This is a genomic window from Halomarina ordinaria, from assembly GCF_030553305.1.
GTDB lineage: Archaea > Halobacteriota > Halobacteria > Halobacteriales > Haloarculaceae > Halomarina > Halomarina ordinaria.
The window spans coordinates 63,273-87,448 of the sequence record NZ_JARRAH010000004.1; the positions used below are offsets into that span (position 1 = coordinate 63,273).

A 24,176-nucleotide genomic window follows, 5' to 3' on the forward strand; every position below is an offset into this window, starting at 1 on the left:
TTAGGCCTCCGTGATTGAAACCTCGCAATCACTCATCTCCGTGGATCCGGAGTACTGTACATCGAAGGTCTTGGATACCTGGTCGCCGCCAACTTGAGTTCGGACTGTGACGGTGAACTGGCCGCTGTTTCCGTCCGGGGAGCATCCCATCCCCTCTTCAGATTCGGAACCAAACGGGAACGAACTACTGAACAGGTCGGTAGTTTCTCCCGGTGAGATCACCACCTGCTCGGTTTCATACATCCCGCTACCTCGGGGATCTTCGACAGGGTTTGGTACATCACCGGTGAAAATTAACTCAACAACCGCTTCTGGTCCGCTTCCGGTGTTTTCGACGGTGACGTACGCTTCCCCGTTCTTTAGCCGATCCGTCTCAGTATCTCCGTAGACTTCGTCCCACGACTTCTCCGGGTTATTCCGGTAAAGACCAACATCTTGAATTCCAATTTCCGGCTGAATCAGTGAGGAACTCTCAGCTATCGTTTCTTCACCGCTGAGAGCCACGACAGTATACTCTCCAGGCTCGTAAGAAGTTCCGATCTCGAAAGAGACCTGTTGTGACCCAGCAGCAGTTTCTTGTTGACCGAACAGCTCCCCATTCGGCTGGACGAGGTTGATCTGATCGACTCCCTCCTCTGACGTGTATTCAATGACGAGTTCTGTCCCCTCTACGGTGACTTGCTGGATGATTCCCTCTTCATCAGACGGGGTTGAGTTCCCGCTACCCGGGGAATCGCCGTTGTTGAGGCATCCGGCCACGCTCACGAGAGCGGCGCCGGTGACTGTTCGGAGGGCGGTCCGTCTACTGAGGTGGGGATTATCCTGAGTCATGGGTTTTGCTGGAAGATGTCTTCTGGGCCGAGCATCCGCAGGAGGCGCTTGCCAGCGTAGAACATCACGAAGAACGGCAGGAGCTGCCAGCCGACCTCAAAGATGAGGGCGAACCAGCCTTCAATCGTTCCGAGTGGATGCCAGCGGGCCGTCGCGGAATCGCTCACGTACGCGGGATTATGGCCGAGCCACGAACCCGGATGGTAGCGGGCCGTGTAGATCCCCGGCTCGTCGATCGTCACGATGGCCACGCCCGATTCGTTGGTCTCGACGCGCTGATCTGCGACGGTGATGTATCCATTCCGGGTGGTTCCGCCAATCGGGTACTGGCGGCTATCGTCGAGCGTGATGGGAGCGCCGGTCTGATTGTCCCGCAGTTCAATCCGGAGTGTCGCCTGTGACTGGTTCTGCTCGAGTACCTCAACGGTGAGGTTACTGCGACGGAGCTGTCGCTCGGAGCCACCGTCCGGCTCGACGATCGAGGCGTTCACGCCACGGACGATACCCGCAACGTGGAGCGCTTCACGGTCGACGGTCTCCGCTCGAACGGCGACGCCGTACGTCGTCGTGTACGATTGGTTGACAATGTCGATGTTGATGTTCTCCCCGATGGTGCCGACCGGCGACGGGCGGTCTGTCCCCCACGTTTTGATGAGTTCGGGGCCATCTCGAACCGGCTCGGCACGCGGTCCGATGCGAGACGGATAGGCGTGGACGTACACGGGAATCGCATCCGACTCGACGGTGGCGCTATCTGTCCGGTTCGACCGAACGAGCGTGTCCCAGTTGGTGTTCCGAGCAGTGTAGAACCGCCAGACACCGCGCACCCGGGCATCGCCATCTTCGGTGAGGGTATAGCCTTGCCACGGGCGGGACTGGAAGATCGCCACGCCGGCGTCGCCGTTGGGGTACTCGGCGTAGTAGGGATACGCCGAGAGGTCGTAGATCTCGACGTCGATCGCGTCCGAGACGTTGCGTGATTCCGTCTGGTAGGTGACGTTGACGTCCGTCCGGTTGCCCTGGTCGAACCGAGTGGTCTTCTTCAGGCGGGCACTGATCTCCGCTTCGAGCGTGAGATTCGCACTCCAGTCCTCCTCGATCTGATAGTCGAGGGCTGGCGTATGGGACCCGTCCTGCGTCGCGATGGTCTCACCATCTTTCTTCAGCCGGACTTCCTCTATTTCGTGCTCCGTGAGCGACCACTCGATGGTCGTGTTCCCGGACGAACTCCCGTTCGGAACCCGAACTCGATAGTCAACGAAGCCCCGCATCGTCCCGTTCGGTGCGATGTAGAGTGGGGTTTCACCTGACTCGAGGTGCCCGCGCGTTGAGGGCTGGACCGCGAAGATGGTGGCGTGGGCATCCTCGATGAAGACGCCGTCCTCGAGGTCTGCGTGCGGTGGATGTACGGACGTATCTGGGCCGCCGGCGTCGAGGTCCTCGAAGTCGTTCCGCGTCCACGTCGCCGCAGTCGCCGGCGGTCGTTTGAACGTAACGTCCGTTCCGTTGGCGACCTGATGGACAGCGGAGCGGTCCTCGCCGTAGCGCTGGCGGTACTCCTCCTGGCTGATGTAGCTGTCCGAATCACGTGACCAGAGCGTCGCAGACTCGTTCTCGGTGAGCCCGTTCTCCTCCGTCCCTGGCCGCGGCGGATCGGCGGCGACGATACCCGTGACTAAGCTCGTCACGAGCAAGCCGGCCATGAGTACGGAGAGCTCTCGGTGGTCCATAGGGCTCGCAACGGGGATTGTGGGGTTGCTTACCAGGGGACGAGGTCAACGCACTGCGCAAGCGGCAGCCCCATCATAGACCCCGCGACGGTGTAGAGCGGGCCGAGGACGACAAGGACGACCGCGGACTTCATCGCGGAGCGCTTGTGCCGCTTGAGGCCCTTCTTCTGCTCGGGATTGAGGGTGAACATCTCGATGAGGGAGTCAGCCTGCCAGACGATGGCGAGGCCGACGATCCCCAGCGCGGTGGTCAGCTGGAAGAACCCCTCAATCATGCTCGGGAGGTTGTCTGCGCTACAGACCGCGTTACTCTGGGCGGCGACCGGCTGGACAGCGAACAGGCTCAGGAAGACGACTGTTAGTGCGGCCTGTCGTGGAACCTTGCCGGTCAGGGATGACTCGGTGTCGGTGCTACGTTCAGGGTCGGAGGGAGTCTTGTTCTGGGACATTGCGGGTCAATCATCAGTCGCGTCTCCAGCCGTAGGCTGGTTCTGCTGTTCTTCGACGAGCGACTGGAGGTCGTCGAAGCGGTTGGTGTCCTCTGCGATCTCTTCGAGCGTGTAGCCCTGCTCGCGGGCCCGGTCCAGGAGGTCGCGGAGTTCATCGGGGTCAACACCGCGGACTTCCATTTCCTCGCGGAGGGCGCGGCGATAGAGGGCGGAAGCGTTGATGTGGTCGTTCCACATCAGGTACAGATCATCGATGTCCTCGATGGTGACTGACCTCGTAATCATACATGCGGGTATGGGTATGCACCGGCTGAGTCCCGGTACATATTTGCTGACTATCTGGAAAATAGATAAATATTTTCTGGTTGTTCGGGATTGAGATTCGCCATGCAAATTATCGGAAAATAATTTAGGAACGTTTCAGGTGTGTCTTAACCAACGGGTGGAGTCTTATCGCGTGGGTGTTGGTTAAACTCTCACAATAGAACCGTTCTACTCGATCTCGACGATGTCCCCACTTCCATCATCAAGGAGACTGCGTACTTCGTCAAGGAGTTGCTGACCTTCTTCGTTGAGTGCTGTTCCTTCATCGAGGTTGCACTCGTCCGTGTCGAGTTGCTCAATGATCTCTTCGACGCGACTCAGCCGATCGTGGATGTCTGGATCTTTTGCCACGGTTAGATCACCCCCAGCCAAAGCCCGGTGATGACCAATAACAGCAACAGCAGCATGACGATCGCGGCCTTGTAGTAAATCGGTGGGAGGCCCTCGGGTGCGGTCGCTTCACCAACTGCTTCGGCGAGCTCCTGTTCGTGTTCGTGCTCCTGCTGGAAGGTCTCGTACGCGGCGTCGAGCTGTTGCTCCAGCGGCTCGATCTCACTCGCAAGGAACTCTTGGCGGGAGTTCACGATGTACTCGCCGGCGGCGGTCGGCGTGATCGTCGCGACGTCCGCCACCTGATCCGCGATGAGCCGGTCATCGGTGTGTCCAATCGCGGTGACCACCGGGGTATTCGCGGTGAAGATCGCCTCCGCAACCCGCTCGGTGTTGAAGGCTTGGAGGTTCGAATCGCTCCCACCGCCCCGACCGACGATGATGGCGTCGACGTCCTCCGAGCGGTCGAGATGGTGAATGCCGTTCGCGATGGACGTCGGCGCGTTCGACCCCTGGACGGTTGCGTCCTTCACCAGGATGTCGACGGTGGGGTCCTGTCCGTGGATCGCGTTCTGGATGTCGTACCGAGCGTCTCCTCGAAGGGACGTGACGACGCCGATCCGCTCCGGGAACGCCGGCGGTTGCTGTTTCTGCTCGTCGTCGAACCAGCCACGCTCTTCGAGTTCGCTTCGCAGTCGCTCGACGGCAGCCGCCTGGTCGCCGTCGCCGACGACGATCACCTCCCACGGTTTGAGGTCGATTTTCCCGCCCTCTGTCCAGTAGTCGATATCGCCTTCGAGGATGACTTCGGTCCCGTCCTCGAGGTCGGCGTCCATCTCCCGGTAACGGTTCGCCCAAATCATACAGGGGAGTTCGGCGTCGCCGTCGGTGAGCGTGAAGTAGAGCGCCGTGCTGTTCTTGTGAAGGTCGGTGACTTCGCCGATACAGCGGACGCCGTTGAGGGCAGGCGTGTCCTGGACGACCGACGCGATTCGGCCGTTCAGCTGGGACACGCTAAGGACCTCTCTCGCATCGGGTTCGACCGCCTGCCGTTCGGTATCCGGTGCGTCCGCCATTTCCGTCTATTAAATTCTGGACAGCATCCTCAAAAAGGTACCTTCAGTTGATGGTTCGAGTGGATAAACCGTCATTCATGCTCGGCGTTTTCGGCATCTAGATCCCGGATCACTGTTACTTCGATACCCGTCGCTTCCTCGATCACTTCCTCTGGGTCTCGCTCTATCCCGAACATCACGCTGAGGAGACGTTGCCATCGATTCCGTCGCTGCTCGCTGAGGACGATCATATCCATCTCGAATTCGATCGCGATCTCGATGACCGCTTCCTCTACAAAGAACCCATCTCGAATAACGTAGTTTGCGTCGATCTCCCCCACTGCAGATTCAACCGCGGCTCGGAGCTCTTTCCGACTGACACGACGGTCCTCTAGAACTTGGTTAAGGTGGAAAATCAACAGTTCAGTTCCTTCACGACCGTCGGTTAAGTCCTGGCCGCGGCGGATGGCCCGTCTATTCGTCTCCGTGAGAGGATATTGGACAGGAACGAGAACGTTCATTCACTACCGCTAGCGATGCCGGGGGTTAAATGTATATTTGTCCCACAGGCGCAGTCGCTCGGAAGATGAGTGTGCAGAATCTATGAAGCTTCAACACACTCCGGATACTACCGCCAGTACTGACCTATGGCGGAGGATTTAGCAGAGATTCAGCAGGAGATTGCGGCTTCGTCCCATCCCACAGCAGAATTTAGCCAACTGAGTCGAAGTCGACAGCGGGACGTGTTCTTTCTGCTTCCACAGACACTTCAGGAATCGCTCGTCGAGGATCTGACCGGAGAAGAGCTCCAGCGATTCGTTCGCCGGCTCGACCCCGACGAGGTAGCTGACGTTCTCGGATTCGCGGACGAAACCACGAGAACAGACGTCCTGCAAAGACTCGACGAGGATCGCCGAGAGAAGGCCGAGTTCCTGCTCGAATTCAGTCCGGAGAGTGCTGCTGGCTTGATGCACCTGGACTACGTCACGGTCGATGCGACTAGGGATATCGACGACGTCGCCCACCGAGTACAGCGATACGAGGACCGAACGGGGAACGTGCCGACGATCTTCGTGACCGAGGACGACGAACTCGTCGGCGAACTTCCCGGGCAAGCGCTCGCGATGGCAGACACCGACGACGTCGACCTCCATGACTACGTCCAGGAAACGCCTGCTGTAACGTACGATACACCAGACACGGAGGTCGTCGACGTGCTCCGAGAGCATCCGGAGAGCTCAGTCGCAGTCCTCGACGACGACCGAACCATTCTAGGGGTTATCTACGCCGGAGACCTCCTCCGGGTCATCGAAGAGGAAGCCGGGGAGACGCTTTACGAATTCACCGGGGTTCGAGAAGAGGAGAGCATTCTCGACGGGCCACTCACGAAGGTTCGGTACCGGTACAAGTGGTTGATCATCAATCTCGGGACAGCGTTTCTTGCCGCTGCGGCGGTTGGCTTCTTCGAGGACACGATCGCTGCGTTCACGCTCCTGGCCGTGTACATGCCCGTCGTCGCCGGGATGGGTGGGAACGCCGGGACGCAGTCAATGGCGGTGACCGTCCGTGGCATCGCACTCGAACAGGTCTCGCTGTCGACCGGGCGTCGAGCGGTGATCAACGAAATCATCGCAGGTGGAGCGAACGGCCTCATCACCGGTGTCCTCGTCGCAGCGATAGCGTCGGTATTCAATCAGAGTCCGCTGCTGGGGCTCGTGCTCGGGGTCTCGATGATCCTGAACCTCATCATCGCCGGGTTCTTCGGAACGACGATTCCCCTGGTGCTCGAACGTATCGGCAAGGATCCCGCGACGTCGGCGACGATCTTCATCACGACGGCGACGGACGTTCTCGGGTTCTTCATCTTTCTCGGATTGGCGCAATCCGTTCTCTGAACTCTCTCCTTCAGTTTGCTGGCAATTATGAACCTCTGAAGTCACGGCCCGGATGCCCCAGTGATCTTTGCGAGTTTACACGCTGTTGTGAGGCCACAGTATTATTCGGACGGCTGACGGAGAGTCGGTATGACCGTCTACGAGACCGACCTCCCCGGGGTTGGCCGCAAATTCGACCTTGAATTAGCTGATGACAGTCTTGCATCGGTCGTCATCCATCACGACGGCCGGTGTGAACTCTATAAACGGCCCAACCGTGAAGCGAACGGTGAGAAACTCCTTGACCTGACGGGAGAGGAAGCGAACAAACTCGGGTCGATCCTCGAAGGGGCGTACTTCGAGTCGGTGAACGTGGATGAACTAACCGTCCCGCTCGGTGACGCTATCATCGAATGGATCGACATCCCTGAGGACTCGCCTATCGCAGGACAGACACTCGAGGAAAGCAAAATCAAACGCCAAACAGGCACGACGGTAATCGCCGTTCAGCGGGATACCGAAACGATACCGAATCCGGGAGCTGATTTCGAACTCCACAGCGAGGATATCCTCGTTGCTATCGGGACACGTGAAGAGCACGCGGCTCTGGACGATTTGGTCGAACGCGGTCCCTGATCGCGTCGTCACTCGGTGTGGAACGTACGTGCTACCCGTTCGATGAGATGTGCGTTCCGCATGAGTATCGTGCCGAGGATACTCGTGAGCAGGACGTACCCGACGGTGAACGCCGGGATCGTTTCCCTGAGAGCGTCTGTGGTCCCCGCAGTGACGAGGAACGCGGCGATCACCAGCGAGAACTCCCCGCGGGGAGCGAGCGCACTCGCCATCCTCGATGCCTGCTCAATCGAGAGACCGAAGCTCCGACCGGCGAAGAACCCACTCACAATCTGCCCGAACACCGTGACGACGACGGCAACAAGAACGAACCCCGCGACCGAGAGCACGAGTCGCGGATCGGTCTGGAGACCGATGACGAAGAAGAACACCGCCGCGAAGAGGTCACGGCTCGGGGCGAGTTTACTCTCGATACGCTCGACGTGCGATGTCTGTCCAAACGCCAGGCCGACGAGGAACGCCACGATAGCGTCACTGACACCGGCAGCGAAACCGAGACCGGCCACGAGCGTAGTCACACCGAGGACGCCGAGGAGGAATAGTTCGCTCGACCGGATATCGAACATTCTATCGAGCCACTCACCGCCGTAGTAGGCGAACAGCGTCAGTACCACTAACACGATCGCTGCCTGTCCGAGTGTCCGACCGAGTGAAGCAATGTCGGCAGCGCCCAGGAGGACAGCAGAGAGGATTGCGAACACAGCGGCGGTGAGCACGTCTTCAATGACTATCACGCCGAGAATCCCTTCGCTCTCCGGATTAACGATCCACTCCAGGTCAAGGAGGGATTTGGCGATAATGACCGTCGACGAGTTGAACGCAATCAGCCCGATGAACAGTGACTCGAGGAGGGTGAACCCAAAGAGAAGACCGACGACGATACCGAGCGGGAAACTGACGCCGACGTCGATTGCGCCGGCACGGAAGAACTGCGAGCGCTTCTGGATCAGCGACGTCAGGCTCAGCTCCAGGCCGACGAAGAACAGCAGGAAGATCACACCGAGATCGGCCAGTAGTCGGATGAACTCCGTCGAGTCGACTACCGTGAGAGAGACACCCCCGATCGAGGGCGCGAACGGGCCAATGAGAATGCCGACGAGGATGTACGCGGGGATGACCGACTGGCCGACACGAACGGCAATCAAGCCACCAATCGTGAGGACTGTAAGAAAGATACCAGCCGAAAGTATGAGACTCGTCGTAGCCACGGATATGACCGGTATCTACAGGTGAATTATTGTTCCGGTGGTGGCTTCCTTTTAATGGACTATTTGGGTTTCGAGAGCAGCTCTTCGAGCGCTTGGTGTGCGTCGTCATCACCGACGACGACCAGAACGTCATCTGTTAGTAGCTGTGTGTCTGGTGTCGGATTCGCGATCGTCTGTCCACCGCGTTCGACAGCAAGGACAGAGACACCCGTCTGGGTCCGAATACCGACATCGCCAATCGTCCGTCCGACAACCGGTGAATCATCTGGGATGGCCACCCATTTGATTCGAGCGCCCGAGAGCGCGTCGTCGAGGTCGTCGGAGACGGGATCGAAAAAGACGCCTTCGAATATCTCCGCAATCTTCTCTGCGTCGCGCTCATTCGTCGTGAACAGTTCCTCGCCGTCGGCGTCCGGTTCATCTCGCCAAAAGGCGCTTCGTTTTCCGTCGTTGTGGACGACGATCGTGAAGACTCCTCCGTCGGGAAACGAGATCTGGTAACGTCGTCCGACGCCGGGGAGCTGTGTCTCGAAAACCTTCATATCCATAGTGGACCGAGCAGCGTAATCATTGTTCGGACGACACCGGCATCAAAACGAAACGCAATTTACCCGATCTTCCTTGGTTCACGTCTCTCCGGGATTACGGTCATACCAGCGCTCTTATATCGATCGTTCAATTGAGTAAGCAGTAAATAATGGCGATGGATCCGTCTCGGCCGCCGAAAGAGCGTGTCTACCTTCTGCTCGACGGGAGGCATAGAGAAAGTTGGCTCTCTTTGGGGACGAATCTCTTCATTATGGCACTTATCGTCCTCAACGTCGCGACGTTTATTGCGGGGACGGTGTCATGGATCGGTGCCCGATACGGCCAGCTCTTCGCTGCCTTCGACGTGTTCGCTGTTGGTGTGTTCACGGTCGAGTACCTCCTCCGCGTCTGGTCGTGTACGGTCGACGAGCGCTACTCGAGCCCGATTCGTGGTCGTATCCGGTTCATGCTCTCCCCCTACGCGCTTATCGACCTAATCGCGATCTTCCCGTTCTACCTCCCGATCGTGCTCGGAGAGCAGGGTGCAGAACGGATGCTTCGGATCTTCCGGCTGTTCCGACTGCTGAAGATTGCGCGATACTCGAATTCGCTGACGCTGATCACGAACGTTTTCCGGCGAAAATCGGAGGAATTGCTGATCACCGTCCTCGTGATGAGCATCTGGTTGGTCTTCGTTTCTAGCCTCATGTACTATGTCGAGCGGGCCGCACAGCCCGAGGTGTTTTCCAGCATTCCGGCCGCAATCTGGTGGGGCATCGTCACGCTGACGACAGTGGGATACGGCGACGTCGTCCCCGTGACACCAGTCGGACGTGCACTCGGGGCGACAGTCGCACTCCTCGGTATTGCGCTGTTTGCACTCCCTGCTGGTATCGTCGCATCTGGATTTGTCGAGGAACTGGAGCGCCGACGGCAAGGACCACAGTATTGTCCTCACTGCGGCGAGGAAGTCGACGATCTCATCGACGAACCTCCCAAATCCCATGTTCACGACGAACTGGAACAAAAACAGTGATTTGAGATGGATGTGATCCAACCATACATAATATCTCTCTCGGGTTTAATGGAGTGTATCCAATGAGAAGTACCGATAACGACGGGGTCCTGAGTGAAATTGTCGCATATAATCTCAATCCGTATGTATTGGGGATTCTCGTTCTAGCTGCGGGTCTGTGGGTATTCGGTCAAACTGAATATGCGACTTTTGCCTTCCTCGTATTTCTGCTGGTGTTCACACTCAGAAATATGTGGTTGGCATATTCGGACCTACTTGGATGACTTACCCTCAGACTTCGCGACTGCTTTGGAGATTTCACGATCAGTGAGGTAACCAACGATCTCATTCGCCTTCGTGACGAGCAGATACCGCAGGTTATTTTCTTTCATCATCGCGGCCGCTGTCTCGAGGCTCTCCGATTCGTCGACCGTCACGACCGGTGATAGTGGACAGTCTCCAAGTGACGTAGCGGAGACACCCGTCTCATCATCGACTAACTCAACCACCTCCGTATGGGCGAAGACACCAAGCGGTTCGCCATTCTCCGTCACAACCACTAAATCAGTGTCCGATTCGGTCAGCTTCTCAACTGCCCGGGCAGCCTTCCGCTCCTTCTCCAGTTCCACTGCCCGCTTGCGCATAACTGCTCCAATGTAAAATGGAATCATGAGTGCTGAGAGTGTCAGCACGAATTTATAGCCTGTGGGAGGACCCCATAGAGATCACCCGAATCTGTCGAAATCCCTGACTCAATGAGCGTGGGGACCACGACATCCTCTCAGGAAAAGCGCCTACTCGCTATACGGGGACCGGGCAGCCGCTTAAATCAGTATACTCATTGAGGCCGGGACGTACACTCCGCATGTGATTGGGCTTCTCCAGACTGGGTCACTCCCCTTTGCAACGGACTTTGCGGTCATTATCATCACAGCGGTACTACTGAGTTACATCGCCCGATTGACGGGCCAGCCGACGATCGTCGCGTACATCTTTACCGGGCTCGTTCTCGGCCCAGTCTTCCTCAACGTCGTTTCCCAATCGGAACTCGTAGTCTTGATGAGCGAGCTCGGACTCGGATTTCTCCTCTTCCTCATCGGGATGAAGATGCGTATCGACGACATCCGCGAGATCCTCCGTCCCATCGTCAACATCGCTATCTGGCAGACAATTCTCCAGACTGCACTCGCATTCGTCGTCGCTTTCGCGCTGGGATTCACGCTACTCGAAACGACGATTATCGCGTTAGCGACCGTCTTCGGGGCGACACCGATCATCGTGAAACTGCTTTCCGACAAAGATGAACTAGCGACACTTCCGGGAAAGATCGACGTCGGTGTCCTCATCATTCAGGACATCTATCTCGTCATTCTCCTCGCGGTTCTGAGCGCCGACTCACTCTCGAATCCCCAAGAAATCGCCGTCAGCGTCGGGACGATACTCCTGTTGATGAGTGGGATCGGCATCGTCTCGTATCTCTCCGCACGGTATCTCCTCCCGTCGCTGTTCAGGGCCGTCGCCGACGACAGACGGGCGTTTTTCATCGTCGGTATCGCATGGGCGTTTGTCTTCATTCTCGGGACCGAACAGCTCGACCTCTCACTCGAAGTCGGTGCGTTTCTCGCAGGACTAAGTCTCGCACAGGTTCCATACACGAGCGAACTCACGGAGCGAGTTCGGCCGATCACCGACTTCTTTATGGTCGTGTTCTTCACCAGCATTGGCCTCCAGCTCGCTGCGGATAACCTCCTGGCCTACTGGGTGGAAGCGTTGATCGCATCGGCCGCACTTATGGTCGGAAACTTCCTGATCATCTTCTATCTCATCGACCGCGAACAGTTCACGCCGGAAACGTCGTTCATCGGGAGCCTCAATATGGCTCAGGTGAGCGAGTTCTCGCTCGTCGTCGGCGCTCTTGCAGTTACTCAGGGTTTCATCGACGCGTCGATACTGGGGTACCTCAGCCTGATGGCGATCGTCACGATGAGTCTCTCGACGTACCTCATTAACTACAACTACGAGATTTACGAGCGGATCAAGCCGTATCTAGCACGTTTTGAGAGCGAGGAAAAACAGGATGTCGATCTCCACGTCTATCGAGATCACGCCGTCGTCGTCGGATACGACGAGATTATTCGTGCCGCATTACCGTTACTCCAGGAGCACTTCAGGGATGTCGTCGTCGTCGATCGGAATCCAGCCCACGCAGAGATCCATCAGTCCGCCGATTACGAGTACATCTACGGCGATTTCAAACACGGCGAGATCCGAAACGGCGCCGGACTCAAGCGAGCCGCGTTCGTGTTGAGTTCGACAGTCGAACCAGATATCAACCGAATCCTCCTCAAGGAGGTTGGGGACGAGACGGTCGTCTTCGCCGAGGCCGAGTCAACAGAAGACGCAGCGGACCTATACGACCGCGGTGCCCAATACGTCATCCTCAGTACCGCCCTCACAAGTGAAAAACTGGCCGACCACCTGCGTCGGTATTTCAACGAACCGGAGGAGTTCTGGTCGGTGGTAGACAGCGACATTGGCCACCTCCGCTGGGTCCGAGGTGAGTTCGATGGTTGAGCTCCTGACGCCCCTCGGCGCAATCTTCATCGTCGCCGCCATTTTCCTCGTGTTTGCGACGCGACTGGGGATACCCGCAGTGCCGATCTATATCATCGTGGGAGTAATACTGGCGCCGTTTATCCCGCAAGGGACCACCCTTGAGCTCGCACAATGGGGAGTCGCATTCCTCGTGTTCACCTTCGGTGTTGAAGTCGAACCAGGGCGGTTTCGGGCCGTTGCACGTGACAGCGAGCACGTCGCTGCCCTCCAAGTCCTGCTGATCGGTAGTCTCGTATTCGGCTTGGGACTCGTATTCGGACTCGACACGTTGAACGCAGTCTACTTCGCGAGTGCAGCTGCACTCAGTTCCTCACTCGTCGGCCGAGAGCTTGCGGTACACGACATTCGTCGTAATCTCATTCAGGGACGCCTCATCTCGTCGATACATTTTGCGCAGGACCTGTTCGCAGTCGTGCTCATCCTCGTGTTGAGCGCGGACGTGTTCACTCCTGATGGTATTGCGCTCAAACTCGGGTACGGCGTCGTTATCCTCCTCGTCGCAGCGCTCGTTCGAGTGTACGTGTTCGATCTTCTCGTCTCGCTGTCGGGAGACTCCGACGAACTCATCATCTTGACCGGAGTCGCGCTCCTCCTCGGGTTCATCAGCCTCGCCGAGCTAACCGGCATCTCGATCGTCGTCGGAGCGTTCGCCGCCGGACTGGCGATCACACGGGACTTCCCGGACAAATTGGCGCTCGAAGCGGGTCTCGAGTCGTTCGACGATTTCTTCGCTGCGGTATTCTTTGTCACCGTTGGTAGTCTGATTACAGTCCCCACACCACGAGCACTGCTGTTCGCTGGAGTACTGCTGTTCGTAATCGTCGTACTCAAGCCCCTAGTGACGATCTACGCACTTCTCTATCAGGGATACGAAACCAGAACGGCATCGTTGACGAGCTTCGGGCTCGATCAGGTGAGTGAATTCACCCTCATCATCGCTATCCAGGCGTTGATACTCGAGCGGATTCAACCGGACGTCTTCGAGGCGATTATCCTCGTGGCGGCACTCACAATGATCACGTCAACCGCGACGCGTCAGTACAGCGAGCCACTATACCGAATCCTGATGCGGATTCTGCCGCTGGAATCGACGCACTCCAAACTGAATAACCGAAGTTCCGTCGACTCATCTCTGACAAACCACGTCATTATCGTTGGATACGGCCGACTCGGAACGCTTGCGGCGCGGACGTGTGAAGATGAAGGCCAACCCGTTGTCGTGGTCGAACACGATCCGGACAGGCACGAATTGGCCACAACCCACGAGAATCACATTTTCGGCGATGCAGTCAGCAGCGAAACCTGGGAACGAGCGAACGCCGATGAAGCGCAATTGATTCTCTCGACAGTCTCCGACCGACAGCTTTCTAGCCAAATCCTCGGATTAGAGACGGATGCGGATATCATCCTTCGGTCGGACCGCGTCGATGAAGCGGGAGAATTGCTGGAAGCTGGTGCAGAGTACGTTATCGTTCCCGACTTCCTCGCCTCGGAACAGCTCCTGGAAAAGATTCGAACGGTACTCACCGAAGACGTGTCGCTCGAAGAGTTGCGGTCACGGAACAAACGCCGCTTACACCAGGACCTGGAATTTCGATAGTGATGACAGAACCTTGGGATGGAGCCCACCCAGCCTCGTTGTGAATTCGTACACTCCTCTCCCATATCGGTCGGACCGAACCCCTAAACCCAGTGTGAAACATTCAATACGTAATGACTGATTCGACCACCCAGGGGCCGATTCTCGTTCCAATCGCAAATCCAGAGACGGCAGACCAACTCGTCTCGACGGCTGCGGATATCGCGACTGACACCGGACGTCCACTCGAGGTGCTGACGGTGATCAGAGTTCCCGAGCAGGTACCGCTTTCTGAAGGAGAGCGACTCGTCACCGACGAGCGTGAGATTCTCGACTATGCTGCTGATCTCGTCAGCGATCCCGCTATCCAGGTATCGAGCCGCATTCGTTTTGCTCGCTCGATAGCGAGCGGAATTCTCAGCGTTGCAGAAGAGCAGGGCATCGAGACGATTCTCATGGGCTGGCGAGGGCGTCCACGTCGACGGGACATAATCTTAGGTTCCCATCTCGATCAGGTGCTTCGAAAGGCCTCGTGCGACGTACTCGTTAAACGGATGGACGGCGATGAAGAGCTACAACAAATTCTGCTTCCCGTCGCTGGGGGTCCGAACACCAAACTGGCTGCAACCGTAGCAGGCTCTCTCGCTCGCGTTCACGATGCCGAAATCCGTGTCATCGTCGTCCACTCACCCAACGAAACAACAGATACACGTGACGAGAAAGAAACGATGTTAGAGGGTGTTATCGGCGGATTTACTGGCGTTCCAGTGATTACTCAAGAAATCGTGGAGAGTGACTCCGTTGGTGACACAATAGTCGACCAATCGAAAGACGTTGATCTCGTTGTTCTCGGGGCGACGTCTGAAGACCTCTTCCGCCGTTCTGTTATCGGATCGCTCCCTGAACAGGTGGGGCGACGATCGGCTAGCTCGGTGCTGATGGTCAAAGAGCACCGAAATATCCCCTCTCGACTGACACGGTTCATCTCACACCTCCGACGTGAAATACTTCGTTTCTAACGGTGGCGGAAACCGGAAGTCCGAAATGAGTTCGAGAGCCACTCACTACACACTTATACCGGAATCAACTATGGACAGGACATTGTTCGATATCTCTCACAGCCCAGAATTTCTACTCCAAACCGCTAGCGACATCCCCCTCAGTGACCGGCCGTGGCTACTCGTCATCGCTATCCTCGTCATCTCATACCTTTTTTCACGGCTAATTGAGTGGGGCGGACATAAACTCCTAGACCAATCAGACTACTGGCCAGACGACTCGATCAACCGCGCCTTTTTCCAAGAGATTCACATGCCTCTGTACGTTTCAGTGGCTCTTGGCGGGATTTACCTCAGTCTAAGCGTTCTCGGGGTCGTCGAATCGAGTTACTTCCTCGTCGGTGCCATCCTTTCGATACTCGTCGTGCTGTGGATGCGAGCAGCAAAACGCCTCGGAGGCCAGTGGATCGAGGCCGTGAATGCGACTGAGAGTGACTATGAATTCTCGCCAATTTTCAAGAACTTCTGGACCATCCTCATCGTTCTCGGGACCGGGATCAGCCTCCTCGTCATTTGGGAGATTGATATCACCCCGTTTCTCGCGTCGGCAGGAATCATCGGGATCATCCTTGGGTTGGCTGCACAGGAAGCCATCGGTAATTTGATCGGTGGCGTTTCGCTATACTTCGACGACACCTATAATACCGGAGACGTGATTATCTTGGAGGGCGGCCAGCGAGGGACGGTTACTGACATTGGGATTCGGAGTACGACGGTTCTCACACGCGACAATATCCTAATTACAGTCCCGAACGCGGTATTGAACTCCGCATCGGTCGTTAACGAGTCAGCACCACAGCGACGAAAGCGAATTCGTGTTCCGATTACAGCCGCATATGGAACAGACTACCGTGATGTCGAAGAGATTCTCCTGGGAGTCTGCGACGAAATTCCACTTATCCTCGACTCGCCCTCTCCGCGGGTGATGTTCCGCGAGTTTGGTGATTCTGCACTCATCTTCGAACTCTGGGCCTACGTTGCCCATCCCTTTAGCGAGCAGCGAGCGATTGACCAGATTAATCGGCTGGTCTACGACGAGTTCGACAACGCAGACATCGTCATCCCCTTCCCGCAGCGGGAAATCAGCTTCCTCGAATCGGAACAAGATGGTTTTCCACAACAGTCTGAGGAACGAACATACGTTAATGAGGGGGAAGAACCACTTTCAGATGAATCAAGCAACTAAGTAGATCTCTCCCCCAGCTTGTCCCTGCGATTCTCCGAATTCATTAATGGCGGTCAATTCGTCTCCCTCATATGGAGTGTAACCGTTGTGAATCGGGAGATGGGGTACGAATGGAAGTCCGATTCCAGAGTGAGGCGAAGATTATCACGTATCTGTGTCAGAGCTGCGCCCACTCGATGGCTGACGATCCGGAAATTCTCGAAGTTAACCCCTCTTTCCGTCGATAACCTCGTCTAAATATCTATAACTATTCTCGAAGGAGAGCACATATTCACCGGCCTTCGACATCCCAATTTGAAACGAAGAACTCCGATTACTGCCACGCTTGATAGAGTTCATCACGAGGCGTCGTAGAGTACTCTCCATCGTCGAATACCGTTACGCGCCCTGTTTCAGCGCTAAGGGTCATCGTCGTAACGACATCAGGCCGCGCAGACGTGTCGGCGGCACTCATATGGCGTGACCCCATCCAATCGGCATACTGAATGTGAGATTCGGTTGGCTGATTTGGATCAGCTGAATAATCATGGAATCGGACCATCTGCTCCTGGACGATCCCGTCCACACTGATAACGACAGCTCCGTCACGATTGCGAGCAACCTCAGCCGTTGCTTCATAAAAGCTATCGACGTCATCGAGGACATCACGAGATGTAGATACGGGCCATCTATTCGCCCCCATCGGATCTGCGTGATTCCTCACCGTGTGTCCCGAGACGATGGCAAAGTAGAGCCCCGGACCAGTGACGTACGGTTCATCCCAAGACTCGAACGCCAAACTGATATCCTCGATACAGAACTTGAGTATATCAATCAACTTCATTACACGTTCATGGGACTGATAATCGATATCCAACGACGCAGGAGTAGGCATGCCTATTTTTCGTGGAGTCACCCATAAATATCGCCCGCTACACTTGCTACCGTCCGCGTATTGCGATTTGGTGCTCTGGTCTGACGTACGGAGTCAGGCTATAGGTCGCGGGGCTGGACCGTCTTCCGGTCGTTGGCCTCGGCACGCTCGGCGGCGTCGTCGAGCAGTTCGGCGACCTCTTCGTTGAGGGCGTCGTAGAAATCTGCCGAGACGTTGTGGTCCGAGAGCGCGTCCTTCACGGCTGCTTTGACGATTAGGTCAGACATTCCATCGCGGACTTCTCTTGTCCACCATATAAAGGTTCGAAGTTCTCACGCAGGGTTCTCGCCTCGTCGTATCGAATATTGGCATCTGAGTACCAGAGAGAACATATGCCACCCCTCAAAAATAGAGAACAGGCAGATGCACGATCTAACTGGGTTCCAGCGGGATATCTTGTACGTAACCACCGGGCTCGAGGAACCACATGGGCTCGCAATCAAGGACGAACTCGACGACTACTACGAGCAGGAGATCAATCATGGCCGCCTCTATCCGAATCTCGACGATCTCGTCAACAAAGGACTGCTGGAGAAGGGTGAACTCGACAAGCGGACGAACGTGTACACGGTCACGCAACGCGGATTGCGGGAAATCGAGGCGCGACGTGAGTGGGAAAGTCAGTATTTAGAAGATGTGAACGCACCCACTACGTCGTAGAGTCATTATAAAAACGGGACTGCTTTACCCACTTCCCACGAATCCACAGTAAGATGGCTCGGCTCGTCTTCTATCACCACCCACAGGCCGAGAATTTCTCACTCAAATATAGCTCGGCATCGGTGGCAGAAATCCTGTCTCAGCGAGAGCAATCCGGCGAGTCGACAAAGCTCATCGGGTACCCCTTCGAAGCTCCAGTCTATGTGCTCTACGAAGGCGATTCAGAGATCGAATCAGCCCAAGATATCGACTTCGATCAGGAATGGCTGAGCGACCGTATTCGTGACCTCCCCCGTGCTGGGCAGGTTGTCGCATTCCGATTAGTAGAGTTGCTCGAAGCCGCGGTCGATGTTCGAGATGAGGATGAGTTCCGGCTCTACAAGGAGTTCGAACCGCAAAAGATCCAGCAGGCACTCGATCACGTCTCCTGGGGAGCACCACTTCCGACCGTCGCTGGAGAGGTGATGGCGAATTTGATCCTCCGACATTCCCTCCCGAATGCGAATCATCGAACTAGCATCGCGATGCTGCAGTTCTGTATTGAGAGTGTGGACCCGGATTTTGAGATGCCACGAACGCACGTCGACGACGATACCTGGCGAGAGTGGGTTGATCCCTATATCGTCGATTCCAAGCGGCTCATCACGGTCCGCCGGAACAATCTCCGTTTCAAGCAGCTCGAAGAGTTGGACGTCGACCTCGTCGAACGGAAAGACGGGATTCAAATCCGATTAGCCGAGTTCGAGCTTGATATGCACTGGCGAGAAGCCCTCTCAGAATACGCTGAGCAGCACGAATCCCACTGTACGGACTTCGCGCAGGCGGTTCTCGAACGAGCAGAACGGGACGATCTGCTCGACCGTCAAGGACCCACGAAACAAGAGTTCATCACGTATCTGGAGGCCGGGCTCGTCGAACGGGACTTCAGAGAAATGTTCTGATCAGTCGCGAAGCTCGGCGACCGACTGTCCGACCTCGCGAACGTGTTCACTTCGCTCGAGGTCGAGTTCCTCGGCGAGGTAGTCAACCGTCTCTTCGAGGCTCATATCGGAAAGAAGCCCGTCAAGCGGTATAAACCTAGTGCTGGCGTAGCTATGTAGCCCATCAGAGGAAGCGTCTGTGTATACCGAACTTCGTACTCCTGGCTGAAAACTGTGGAATCGGTGACCGCATAGCGATTCTGCCTAAATTACACAGTGTCGCTATTTGCTCTCCACCAACCGGACTCAATTGAAAGAAGCCCTTCGGAGCAATCCGGAGCGTTTCAGTCTGCAGGTTGTGCGTCAATCGATGGTGTCCCGCTTGGAAGCTCGGGGATGGACAGATCCACGCGCCGAAGCAGTTGGGCGTTGATGGCGACGATGACTGTACTTAGTGACATCAGGAGCGCACCGACAGCCGGTGATAGCAGAACTCCGATCGGGGCAAGGACGCCCGCTGCAAGCGGGAGTGCGAAGACGTTGTACCCGGCCGCCCAAACGATGTTCTCCTGCATCTTCCGATAGCTCGCCTTGCTGAGTTTCACGAGTCGGACCACGTCCATCGGGTTGTTCTGGACGAGGATGACGTCCGCCGACTGGACGGCAACGTCCGTGCCGCTCCCGATAGCGATCCCGATATCGGCCCGCGTCAACGCCGGCGCGTCGTTCACGCCGTCGCCGACCATGCCCACGAGCTTGTCCTGCGCTTGAAGTTCTCGGACTTTCTTGTCCTTGTCCTCTGGGAGGACTTCCGCGAACACCGTGTCGATGCCCAATTCGTCGGCGACGGCGGTTGCGACATCTCGGGAATCACCAGTCAGCATCGCCACCTCGATCCCGAGGTCGTGCAGCGCGTCGACGACTCGATAACTCTCCTCGCGGATCACGTCAGCCATCGCGAATGCTGCTATCAACTCCCCTTCACGAACGAGATACACTACGGTCTGGGTGTTCTGACCGGCCTCGTCAGCGAATCGTTGGAGGTTGCCTGGAATATCGCTATCGAGTTGGGTTAACAGGTTCGGCCCACCGACGTACACCTCATTTCCGTCGACGCTCGCGCGGACACCTCGGCCTTTAATCGCCTCGAAGTCAGTCGCATCAGATGCGCTAAGACCACGCTCGTCGGCTGCCTCGCGGATGGCTCGCGCGATCATATGCTCGGAGTCGCTCTCGACGGCCGCCGCCAAGGCGAGGGCGTCGTCCTCGTCGACGCCATCGTCGGTCACCATATCGACGACGCCATGCTCGCCCTCGGTGAGCGTCCCTGTCTTGTCAAAGATGATGGCGTCCAGATTCCGAGCGTCCTCCATCGCGATCCGATCGCGGACGAGCATCCCGTTGCGGGCCGCGAGTGACGTATTGATCGCGACGACCAACGGGATGGCAAGTCCGAGGGCGTGTGGGCAGGCGATGACGAGTACCGTGACGACCCGCTCGATCACGGTCGCATCGAACGAGACTGCGACTGTCCACGCGAGTGCCGTCACGACTGCTGTCCCGAGTGCGACGTAAAACAGCCATCCAGCCGCTCTGTCAGCCAACACCTGTGTCTTGGATTTGCTTTGCTGGGCTTCCTCAACCAGTCGCATGATGCCCGCGAGCGTTGTCTCCTCGCCTGTCGCACCGACGCGCACGCGGAGGCTGCCGTCGCCGTTGATGGTACCGCCGATGACCTCGTCGCCAGGTTCTTTCGAAACCGGTTTCGACTCACCCGTTATCATCGATTCCTCGACGTCCGAATCGCCCTTCTCGACGACGCCGTCGGCGGGGACGCTCGCGCCCGGCCGGACGAGCACCAGGTCGCCCTCGGAGAGTTCGTCCACGGGGACGTCTTCGGTATTACCGTCGTCGGTGATTCGTTCGGCGGTATCGGGCATTAGTCTCGCCAACTCGTCGACGGCGCTCGATGCACGCCGAACCGACCGCATCTCGATCCAGTGCCCAAGCAGCATAATGTCGATGAGCGTGACGAGCTCCCAGAAGAACGCAGACTCCGTTGGGAAGACTACACTCGCGAGGCTGTAGACAAACGCGACAGTAATCCCCATCGAGATGAGCGTCATCATCCCCGGTGCTCGGTCTTTCAGTTCCGGCACCGCCATCTGGAGGAACGGGATTCCACCGTACGCGAAGACGACGATGGAGAATGCCGGAGCAATCCACTCGCTACCCGGAAACATTGGGACGGAGAAGCCAAGCCACTCCTGCAGCGTTTCGCTATAGAGAAGAACGGGAATCGAGAGGATCGTCGAGACGAAGAAGCGTCGGCGGAACATCTGTTCGTGGCCCTCGTGCATCCCGCCATGGCCGTCATGACCACTCCCGTGATCGCCGTGTTCCTCCTCTTCGTGGTGATGTTGCGGACCTGCCTCGTCTTCGAGTAGCGCTTGTTCTGACCCTGCCCCGATGTGAGAGCTATCGTGTTTGCCTTGGTCCTCTTGATGACGATGATGGTCCGAATCGCCGTCCGAATTTCTTGGCCGTTCGTCCATTATCGACAATTTGCGTCTGTATACGCTTCAACAGGGTGGTCGATCTGTATCTCATTTCGAATTATTTCGCGTCTCGAGATGCTCCGAACCTACAGAAGGATAGTGCAAGCTCACAAACCATTGATTTATCTGTAGAGGACAGACACCCACCTCCGGCGTGTCCGGTGGATAGGTTTAACAGAATCCGGCATCGAAGTAAGCCTGCTCCGTTGGTGTAGCTCGGCCAATCATCTCGGCATCTCACGTCGAGGACCGAGGTTCAAATCCTCGACGGAGCATCAAACTCAGAGCAAGGAGGTTGAGGAAGTTCCATTCTGTGTGGACAGGCCGTCTGGGTTCAACCACGAACGCCTCCTGTGAACCTCGCTACTTGACTGCACAGAGTAATGTGCCTATAGCCAGAATCCTGTGTCAGGGAGACAGTCGATATGAGATGGCAAATCAAGGAGATTGAATGGGAAGCTGTCGCGGGCATCCTAGCGGCTGTTCTCGCGCTCGTACTCCATTTCTTGCACATCGTAGACGAATCCGTACTTCTTCAGATTACGCTCGTTCTCATGGCGTTCTTGTTCATCAGCCATCTTCGACGCGAATCAGAAACGGAGACCCTCTCCGAGTCCGTCGCTCACACCGAACGCACCGTCGAAGAAATCCGAGCTAGTATAGATACTCCCGACCTCGAACTCATCGGTCCAGCACAACTCAGACCGCGGAGTACCCAGTTTGGTCAAGGTGCCCGTGGTGAAATGATCTGGTTCAACGTCTGCCTGCTGATGTTCATCCCCCAGGATTTGTTCGACGCGTTGCTTCGTCCACCGATTGAAAATCCAGAGGTTTCCTCAATTCAGTTCGTCCTTGATGAGAGTGAACGAGAGCGCTGGAAGACACAGGTCAAACCGAAAGTACAGGAATGTACAGGCGCCGAGTCGGTACGGGAACCTGTCTGGCGCGACCTCGATGAAAACGTCTCGTTCATTCTTCGCGGGACTGAAAACGAGCAGACGGACGCGCTGTTGAGTTTCTGGGGCGAACCGTTTATGGCCCGGACGACACAGGACGTCCCCCGCTATATCATCCACGTCGCACGGGATTCTGAACTAATCCCCCAGCTGCAGGATATCGAGCGCGAACACCGCTTGGGAACGAATTGAGGAGCACACTTTTCCCGTGAGCGCCCGAAACACTCATTGAAGGAGTTTTGACCGACCCCATTCACCATTCGACCGGTGGATACCCCCGATAACACATCAACTACAATGAGACCCCCACGCTTACGCGGCTATCTGAACGAGGAATTCGAGTTTCCGGTTGACCGAGCGGGGGTCATCGAACGTGCCGGAGACGTAACGGTTGATGCTCCCGACGACGATGACTCGGAGTCTATTAGTGCGATGCTGGAACGGGACAACGACAACCCGTACGAAACTCTTGAAGACCTCTTCGCGTCGATCTATGGTAGTCTCGACGATAGTTACATCGGACGAAAGTACTACGACGATCGTGGCAGCAACGTCGAAGAGGTGACTGGGGACTACCCGCGCGACGAACGGAACGTCTCCTTCTGACGGCTACCAAAATTTCAGGTTCTGTTTGACGGATTCGCGTTTCATCTCTTGGATCTCCTCGGTGATTGGGATATCCTTCGGGCAGACGGTCGTACACGAGAACTGCGTATGACACTGCCAGACCCCATGTTCTTTGTCGAGTAGTTCCAGTCGACGTTCCTGTGCAGCCTCCCCTTCGCGTTCATCCATGTAGAACCGGTATCCCTTGACGATGGCTGCAGGACCGATGTACTCGTCGTCGAACTGTGAGGGATTACACGACGACGTACAACAGCCACATTGGATGCAACGCGAGGCCATCTTGATCTTCTCACGATTCTGGGGAGATTGGCGCTGTTCTTCGAGTTCCCCATCAGGAAGCTCGTCAGGCTGGAAATATGGTTCGACGGATTCCATCCGTTCGAAGAAGTGATCCATATCCACTACCAGGTCCTTGATCACTGGTTCATGCGGGAGCGGCTCAACACGGACTGGATCGTTGAGATCGGAAATTTGCGTTTGGCAGCCGAGTCGCTGGCTGCCGTTGATGAATAGGCCGTCACTTCCACACACCGCCATTTGGCACGAGTGACGGAATGTGAGACTCGAGTCGAAGTGGTCACGAGCGTAGATGAGTGCATCCAAGACAGTCATCCCCTTTTCGTAGGGAACGTGGAAGTCATCGAATCGGGGTTCTTGCTTGGCTTCGACTTCAGGATCGTACCGGAAGACCTTCAGGAGCGTTGTCTCCTCATCGGCGGAAGACTGTGCTTCAGCGGCCGCTTGTGCCTCCTGCTCTTTTGCTCGTTCCTGTTTCTTATCGAGACGCTGCTGCTGTGGTGTAGAGTCAGTGTCGGATTTCTCTTTTGCCTCTGAGGGTGTTTGTTGGGAGCTCATATTTGTGGGTATAGTACTGAAATTCGCTCAGGAGGGTAGCGGAGTTCCATGTGAGAAGGTAACGGGGAGACCACCGAAATAGCTGTCCCCGAAGACGCACACGAAACTGCCTCATAGACCAATCATATGCATCGGAACCCGGAACGTTGAATCTCTGCTGAGTCGCCGAGTTTATCAGAAATCGAAGTAACAGCACGCCGGCACTTCGTATTCCTGGGGTTGAGAAAAGCAGCAACAGATATACCCGCTCCATACCTTTCACTAGACG

The 24,176-nt window shown here is 56.5% G+C and carries 25 protein-coding genes and 1 tRNA gene; 12 read left to right on the forward strand and 14 right to left on the reverse strand.

The features are described from left to right. From P1Y20_RS17420 to P1Y20_RS17450, 7 genes are all read right to left on the reverse strand, one after another. Positions 1-831 (reverse strand): hypothetical protein, encoded by an 831-nt coding sequence (locus P1Y20_RS17420; RefSeq protein ID WP_304449974.1) that lies wholly within the window; start codon positions 829-831, stop codon positions 1-3. After that, a complete protein-coding gene (locus P1Y20_RS17425) occupies positions 828-2,561 on the reverse strand; it encodes a DUF8186 domain-containing protein (protein WP_368662193.1) in 1,734 nt (577 codons plus the stop codon). The genes P1Y20_RS17420 and P1Y20_RS17425 overlap by 4 nt, the downstream gene beginning before the upstream one ends. A gap of 29 nt (positions 2,562-2,590) precedes the next feature. Further along, positions 2,591-3,010: a DUF7985 family protein gene (locus P1Y20_RS17430; RefSeq protein ID WP_136718234.1), complete on the reverse strand. Its 420-nt coding sequence runs from the start codon at positions 3,008-3,010 to the stop codon at positions 2,591-2,593. 6 nt (positions 3,011-3,016) lie between these two features. Continuing rightward, positions 3,017-3,295: a hypothetical protein gene (locus tag P1Y20_RS17435; RefSeq protein ID WP_304449976.1), complete on the reverse strand. Its 279-nt coding sequence runs from the start codon at positions 3,293-3,295 to the stop codon at positions 3,017-3,019. A gap of 207 nt (positions 3,296-3,502) precedes the next feature. Continuing rightward, a complete protein-coding gene (xseB, locus tag P1Y20_RS17440; RefSeq protein WP_304449977.1) occupies positions 3,503-3,685 on the reverse strand; it encodes an exodeoxyribonuclease VII small subunit in 183 nt (60 codons plus the stop codon). 2 nt (positions 3,686-3,687) lie between these two features. Further along, the gene (gene xseA, locus P1Y20_RS17445; RefSeq protein WP_304449978.1) at positions 3,688-4,740 is read right to left on the reverse strand and encodes an exodeoxyribonuclease VII large subunit; all 1,053 of its coding nucleotides are present in this window, start codon (positions 4,738-4,740) and stop codon (positions 3,688-3,690) included. A 71-nt stretch (positions 4,741-4,811) separates the two neighbouring features. After that, positions 4,812-5,240, reverse strand: coding sequence for a hypothetical protein (locus P1Y20_RS17450; RefSeq protein ID WP_304449979.1), 429 nt, complete (start codon positions 5,238-5,240; stop codon positions 4,812-4,814). Positions 5,241-5,366: 126 nt separating this feature from the next. Here P1Y20_RS17450 and P1Y20_RS17455 point away from each other — a divergent pair, with 126 nt between their 5' ends. Further along, positions 5,367-6,614 carry a magnesium transporter gene (locus P1Y20_RS17455; protein ID WP_304449980.1) on the forward strand — a complete coding sequence of 416 codons (1,248 nt, stop codon included), beginning with the start codon at positions 5,367-5,369 and terminating at the stop codon, positions 6,612-6,614. A 129-nt stretch (positions 6,615-6,743) separates the two neighbouring features. Beyond that, the gene (locus tag P1Y20_RS17460) at positions 6,744-7,229 is read left to right on the forward strand and encodes a cation:proton antiporter regulatory subunit (protein ID WP_304449981.1); all 486 of its coding nucleotides are present in this window, start codon (positions 6,744-6,746) and stop codon (positions 7,227-7,229) included. Positions 7,230-7,237: 8 nt separating this feature from the next. Here the strand turns inward: P1Y20_RS17460 and P1Y20_RS17465 are convergent, their stop codons facing one another. Both P1Y20_RS17465 and P1Y20_RS17470 read right to left on the reverse strand, forming a co-directional pair. Then, positions 7,238-8,437, reverse strand: a complete 1,200-nt coding sequence (locus P1Y20_RS17465; protein WP_304449982.1) for a cation:proton antiporter — start codon at positions 8,435-8,437, stop codon at positions 7,238-7,240. A 59-nt stretch (positions 8,438-8,496) separates the two neighbouring features. Then, positions 8,497-8,979, reverse strand: a complete 483-nt coding sequence (locus P1Y20_RS17470) for a cation:proton antiporter regulatory subunit (RefSeq protein WP_304449983.1) — start codon at positions 8,977-8,979, stop codon at positions 8,497-8,499. A 155-nt stretch (positions 8,980-9,134) separates the two neighbouring features. On the opposite strand from P1Y20_RS17470, the gene P1Y20_RS17475 reads away from it, so the two are divergent. Next, a complete protein-coding gene (locus P1Y20_RS17475; RefSeq protein ID WP_304449984.1) occupies positions 9,135-10,001 on the forward strand; it encodes an ion transporter in 867 nt (288 codons plus the stop codon). A gap of 251 nt (positions 10,002-10,252) precedes the next feature. On the opposite strand, the gene P1Y20_RS17480 is transcribed toward P1Y20_RS17475, so the two are convergent. After that, a complete protein-coding gene (locus tag P1Y20_RS17480) occupies positions 10,253-10,651 on the reverse strand; it encodes a CBS domain-containing protein (protein ID WP_368662199.1) in 399 nt (132 codons plus the stop codon). Positions 10,652-10,847: 196 nt separating this feature from the next. Here P1Y20_RS17480 and P1Y20_RS17485 point away from each other — a divergent pair, with 196 nt between their 5' ends. From P1Y20_RS17485 to P1Y20_RS17500, 4 genes are all read left to right on the forward strand, one after another. Continuing rightward, complete coding sequence (locus P1Y20_RS17485) at positions 10,848-12,554, forward strand: cation:proton antiporter (RefSeq protein WP_304449986.1); 1,707 nt, start codon at positions 10,848-10,850, stop codon at positions 12,552-12,554. Further along, a complete protein-coding gene (locus tag P1Y20_RS17490) occupies positions 12,547-14,196 on the forward strand; it encodes a cation:proton antiporter (RefSeq protein ID WP_304449987.1) in 1,650 nt (549 codons plus the stop codon). The genes P1Y20_RS17485 and P1Y20_RS17490 overlap by 8 nt, the downstream gene beginning before the upstream one ends. A gap of 113 nt (positions 14,197-14,309) precedes the next feature. Next, positions 14,310-15,194: a universal stress protein gene (locus P1Y20_RS17495; RefSeq protein WP_304449988.1), complete on the forward strand. Its 885-nt coding sequence runs from the start codon at positions 14,310-14,312 to the stop codon at positions 15,192-15,194. A gap of 70 nt (positions 15,195-15,264) precedes the next feature. Then, on the forward strand, positions 15,265-16,419 hold the full coding sequence (locus tag P1Y20_RS17500) for a mechanosensitive ion channel family protein (protein ID WP_304449989.1): 1,155 nt from the start codon (positions 15,265-15,267) through the stop codon (positions 16,417-16,419). A 313-nt stretch (positions 16,420-16,732) separates the two neighbouring features. Here the strand turns inward: P1Y20_RS17500 and P1Y20_RS17505 are convergent, their stop codons facing one another. Both P1Y20_RS17505 and P1Y20_RS17510 read right to left on the reverse strand, forming a co-directional pair. Beyond that, positions 16,733-17,293, reverse strand: coding sequence for a diadenylate cyclase (locus P1Y20_RS17505; protein WP_304449990.1), 561 nt, complete (start codon positions 17,291-17,293; stop codon positions 16,733-16,735). Positions 17,294-17,391: 98 nt separating this feature from the next. After that, complete coding sequence (locus P1Y20_RS17510) at positions 17,392-17,559, reverse strand: DNA-binding protein (protein ID WP_004048632.1); 168 nt, start codon at positions 17,557-17,559, stop codon at positions 17,392-17,394. A gap of 136 nt (positions 17,560-17,695) precedes the next feature. On the opposite strand from P1Y20_RS17510, the gene P1Y20_RS17515 reads away from it, so the two are divergent. Further along, positions 17,696-17,992: a PadR family transcriptional regulator gene (locus tag P1Y20_RS17515; protein WP_004048633.1), complete on the forward strand. Its 297-nt coding sequence runs from the start codon at positions 17,696-17,698 to the stop codon at positions 17,990-17,992. Positions 17,993-18,045: 53 nt separating this feature from the next. Beyond that, positions 18,046-18,933 (forward strand): DUF8172 family protein, encoded by an 888-nt coding sequence (locus tag P1Y20_RS17520; protein WP_138247028.1) that lies wholly within the window; start codon positions 18,046-18,048, stop codon positions 18,931-18,933. Between the two features lie 323 nt (positions 18,934-19,256). Here the strand turns inward: P1Y20_RS17520 and P1Y20_RS17525 are convergent, their stop codons facing one another. Beyond that, entirely contained in the window at positions 19,257-21,272 is a 2,016-nt protein-coding gene (locus P1Y20_RS17525; protein ID WP_304450042.1) for a copper-translocating P-type ATPase, read from the reverse strand. A gap of 398 nt (positions 21,273-21,670) precedes the next feature. Here P1Y20_RS17525 and P1Y20_RS17530 point away from each other — a divergent pair. From P1Y20_RS17530 to P1Y20_RS17540, 3 genes are all read left to right on the forward strand, one after another. Continuing rightward, positions 21,671-21,745, forward strand: a tRNA-Glu gene (locus P1Y20_RS17530). Positions 21,746-21,895: 150 nt separating this feature from the next. Further along, positions 21,896-22,618 carry a hypothetical protein gene (locus P1Y20_RS17535; protein ID WP_006667255.1) on the forward strand — a complete coding sequence of 241 codons (723 nt, stop codon included), beginning with the start codon at positions 21,896-21,898 and terminating at the stop codon, positions 22,616-22,618. A gap of 75 nt (positions 22,619-22,693) precedes the next feature. Beyond that, positions 22,694-23,032 carry a DUF5789 family protein gene (locus tag P1Y20_RS17540; protein WP_304449991.1) on the forward strand — a complete coding sequence of 113 codons (339 nt, stop codon included), beginning with the start codon at positions 22,694-22,696 and terminating at the stop codon, positions 23,030-23,032. 3 nt (positions 23,033-23,035) lie between these two features. On the opposite strand, the gene P1Y20_RS17545 is transcribed toward P1Y20_RS17540, so the two are convergent. Further along, positions 23,036-23,908 (reverse strand): succinate dehydrogenase/fumarate reductase iron-sulfur subunit, encoded by an 873-nt coding sequence (locus P1Y20_RS17545; protein WP_304449992.1) that lies wholly within the window; start codon positions 23,906-23,908, stop codon positions 23,036-23,038. Between the last annotated feature and the right edge of the window lie 268 nt (positions 23,909-24,176).

What these genes read in the sequence shown, in the direction of transcription:
- P1Y20_RS17420 (WP_304449974.1), bottom strand. Translation starts at nt 831, where the DNA reads ATGACTCAGGATAATCCCCACCTCAGTAGACGGACCGCCCTCCGAACA.
- P1Y20_RS17425 (WP_368662193.1), bottom strand. Translation starts at nt 2,561, where the DNA reads ATGGACCACCGAGAGCTCTCCGTACTCATGGCCGGCTTGCTCGTGACG.
- P1Y20_RS17430 (WP_136718234.1), bottom strand. Translation starts at nt 3,010, where the DNA reads ATGTCCCAGAACAAGACTCCCTCCGACCCTGAACGTAGCACCGACACC.
- P1Y20_RS17435 (WP_304449976.1), bottom strand. Translation starts at nt 3,295, where the DNA reads ATGATTACGAGGTCAGTCACCATCGAGGACATCGATGATCTGTACCTG.
- xseA (WP_304449978.1), bottom strand. Translation starts at nt 4,740, where the DNA reads ATGGCGGACGCACCGGATACCGAACGGCAGGCGGTCGAACCCGATGCG.
- P1Y20_RS17450 (WP_304449979.1), bottom strand. Translation starts at nt 5,240, where the DNA reads ATGAACGTTCTCGTTCCTGTCCAATATCCTCTCACGGAGACGAATAGA.
- P1Y20_RS17455 (WP_304449980.1), top strand. Translation starts at nt 5,367, where the DNA reads ATGGCGGAGGATTTAGCAGAGATTCAGCAGGAGATTGCGGCTTCGTCC.
- P1Y20_RS17460 (WP_304449981.1), top strand. Translation starts at nt 6,744, where the DNA reads ATGACCGTCTACGAGACCGACCTCCCCGGGGTTGGCCGCAAATTCGAC.
- P1Y20_RS17470 (WP_304449983.1), bottom strand. Translation starts at nt 8,979, where the DNA reads ATGAAGGTTTTCGAGACACAGCTCCCCGGCGTCGGACGACGTTACCAG.
- P1Y20_RS17475 (WP_304449984.1), top strand. Translation starts at nt 9,135, where the DNA reads ATGGCGATGGATCCGTCTCGGCCGCCGAAAGAGCGTGTCTACCTTCTG.
- P1Y20_RS17480 (WP_368662199.1), bottom strand. Translation starts at nt 10,651, where the DNA reads ATGATTCCATTTTACATTGGAGCAGTTATGCGCAAGCGGGCAGTGGAA.
- P1Y20_RS17490 (WP_304449987.1), top strand. Translation starts at nt 12,547, where the DNA reads ATGGTTGAGCTCCTGACGCCCCTCGGCGCAATCTTCATCGTCGCCGCC.
- P1Y20_RS17495 (WP_304449988.1), top strand. Translation starts at nt 14,310, where the DNA reads ATGACTGATTCGACCACCCAGGGGCCGATTCTCGTTCCAATCGCAAAT.
- P1Y20_RS17500 (WP_304449989.1), top strand. Translation starts at nt 15,265, where the DNA reads ATGGACAGGACATTGTTCGATATCTCTCACAGCCCAGAATTTCTACTC.
- P1Y20_RS17505 (WP_304449990.1), bottom strand. Translation starts at nt 17,293, where the DNA reads ATGCCTACTCCTGCGTCGTTGGATATCGATTATCAGTCCCATGAACGT.
- P1Y20_RS17510 (WP_004048632.1), bottom strand. Translation starts at nt 17,559, where the DNA reads ATGTCTGACCTAATCGTCAAAGCAGCCGTGAAGGACGCGCTCTCGGAC.
- P1Y20_RS17515 (WP_004048633.1), top strand. Translation starts at nt 17,696, where the DNA reads ATGCACGATCTAACTGGGTTCCAGCGGGATATCTTGTACGTAACCACC.
- P1Y20_RS17520 (WP_138247028.1), top strand. Translation starts at nt 18,046, where the DNA reads ATGGCTCGGCTCGTCTTCTATCACCACCCACAGGCCGAGAATTTCTCA.
- P1Y20_RS17525 (WP_304450042.1), bottom strand. Translation starts at nt 21,272, where the DNA reads ATGCACGAGGGCCACGAACAGATGTTCCGCCGACGCTTCTTCGTCTCG.
- P1Y20_RS17535 (WP_006667255.1), top strand. Translation starts at nt 21,896, where the DNA reads ATGAGATGGCAAATCAAGGAGATTGAATGGGAAGCTGTCGCGGGCATC.
- P1Y20_RS17545 (WP_304449992.1), bottom strand. Translation starts at nt 23,908, where the DNA reads ATGAGCTCCCAACAAACACCCTCAGAGGCAAAAGAGAAATCCGACACT.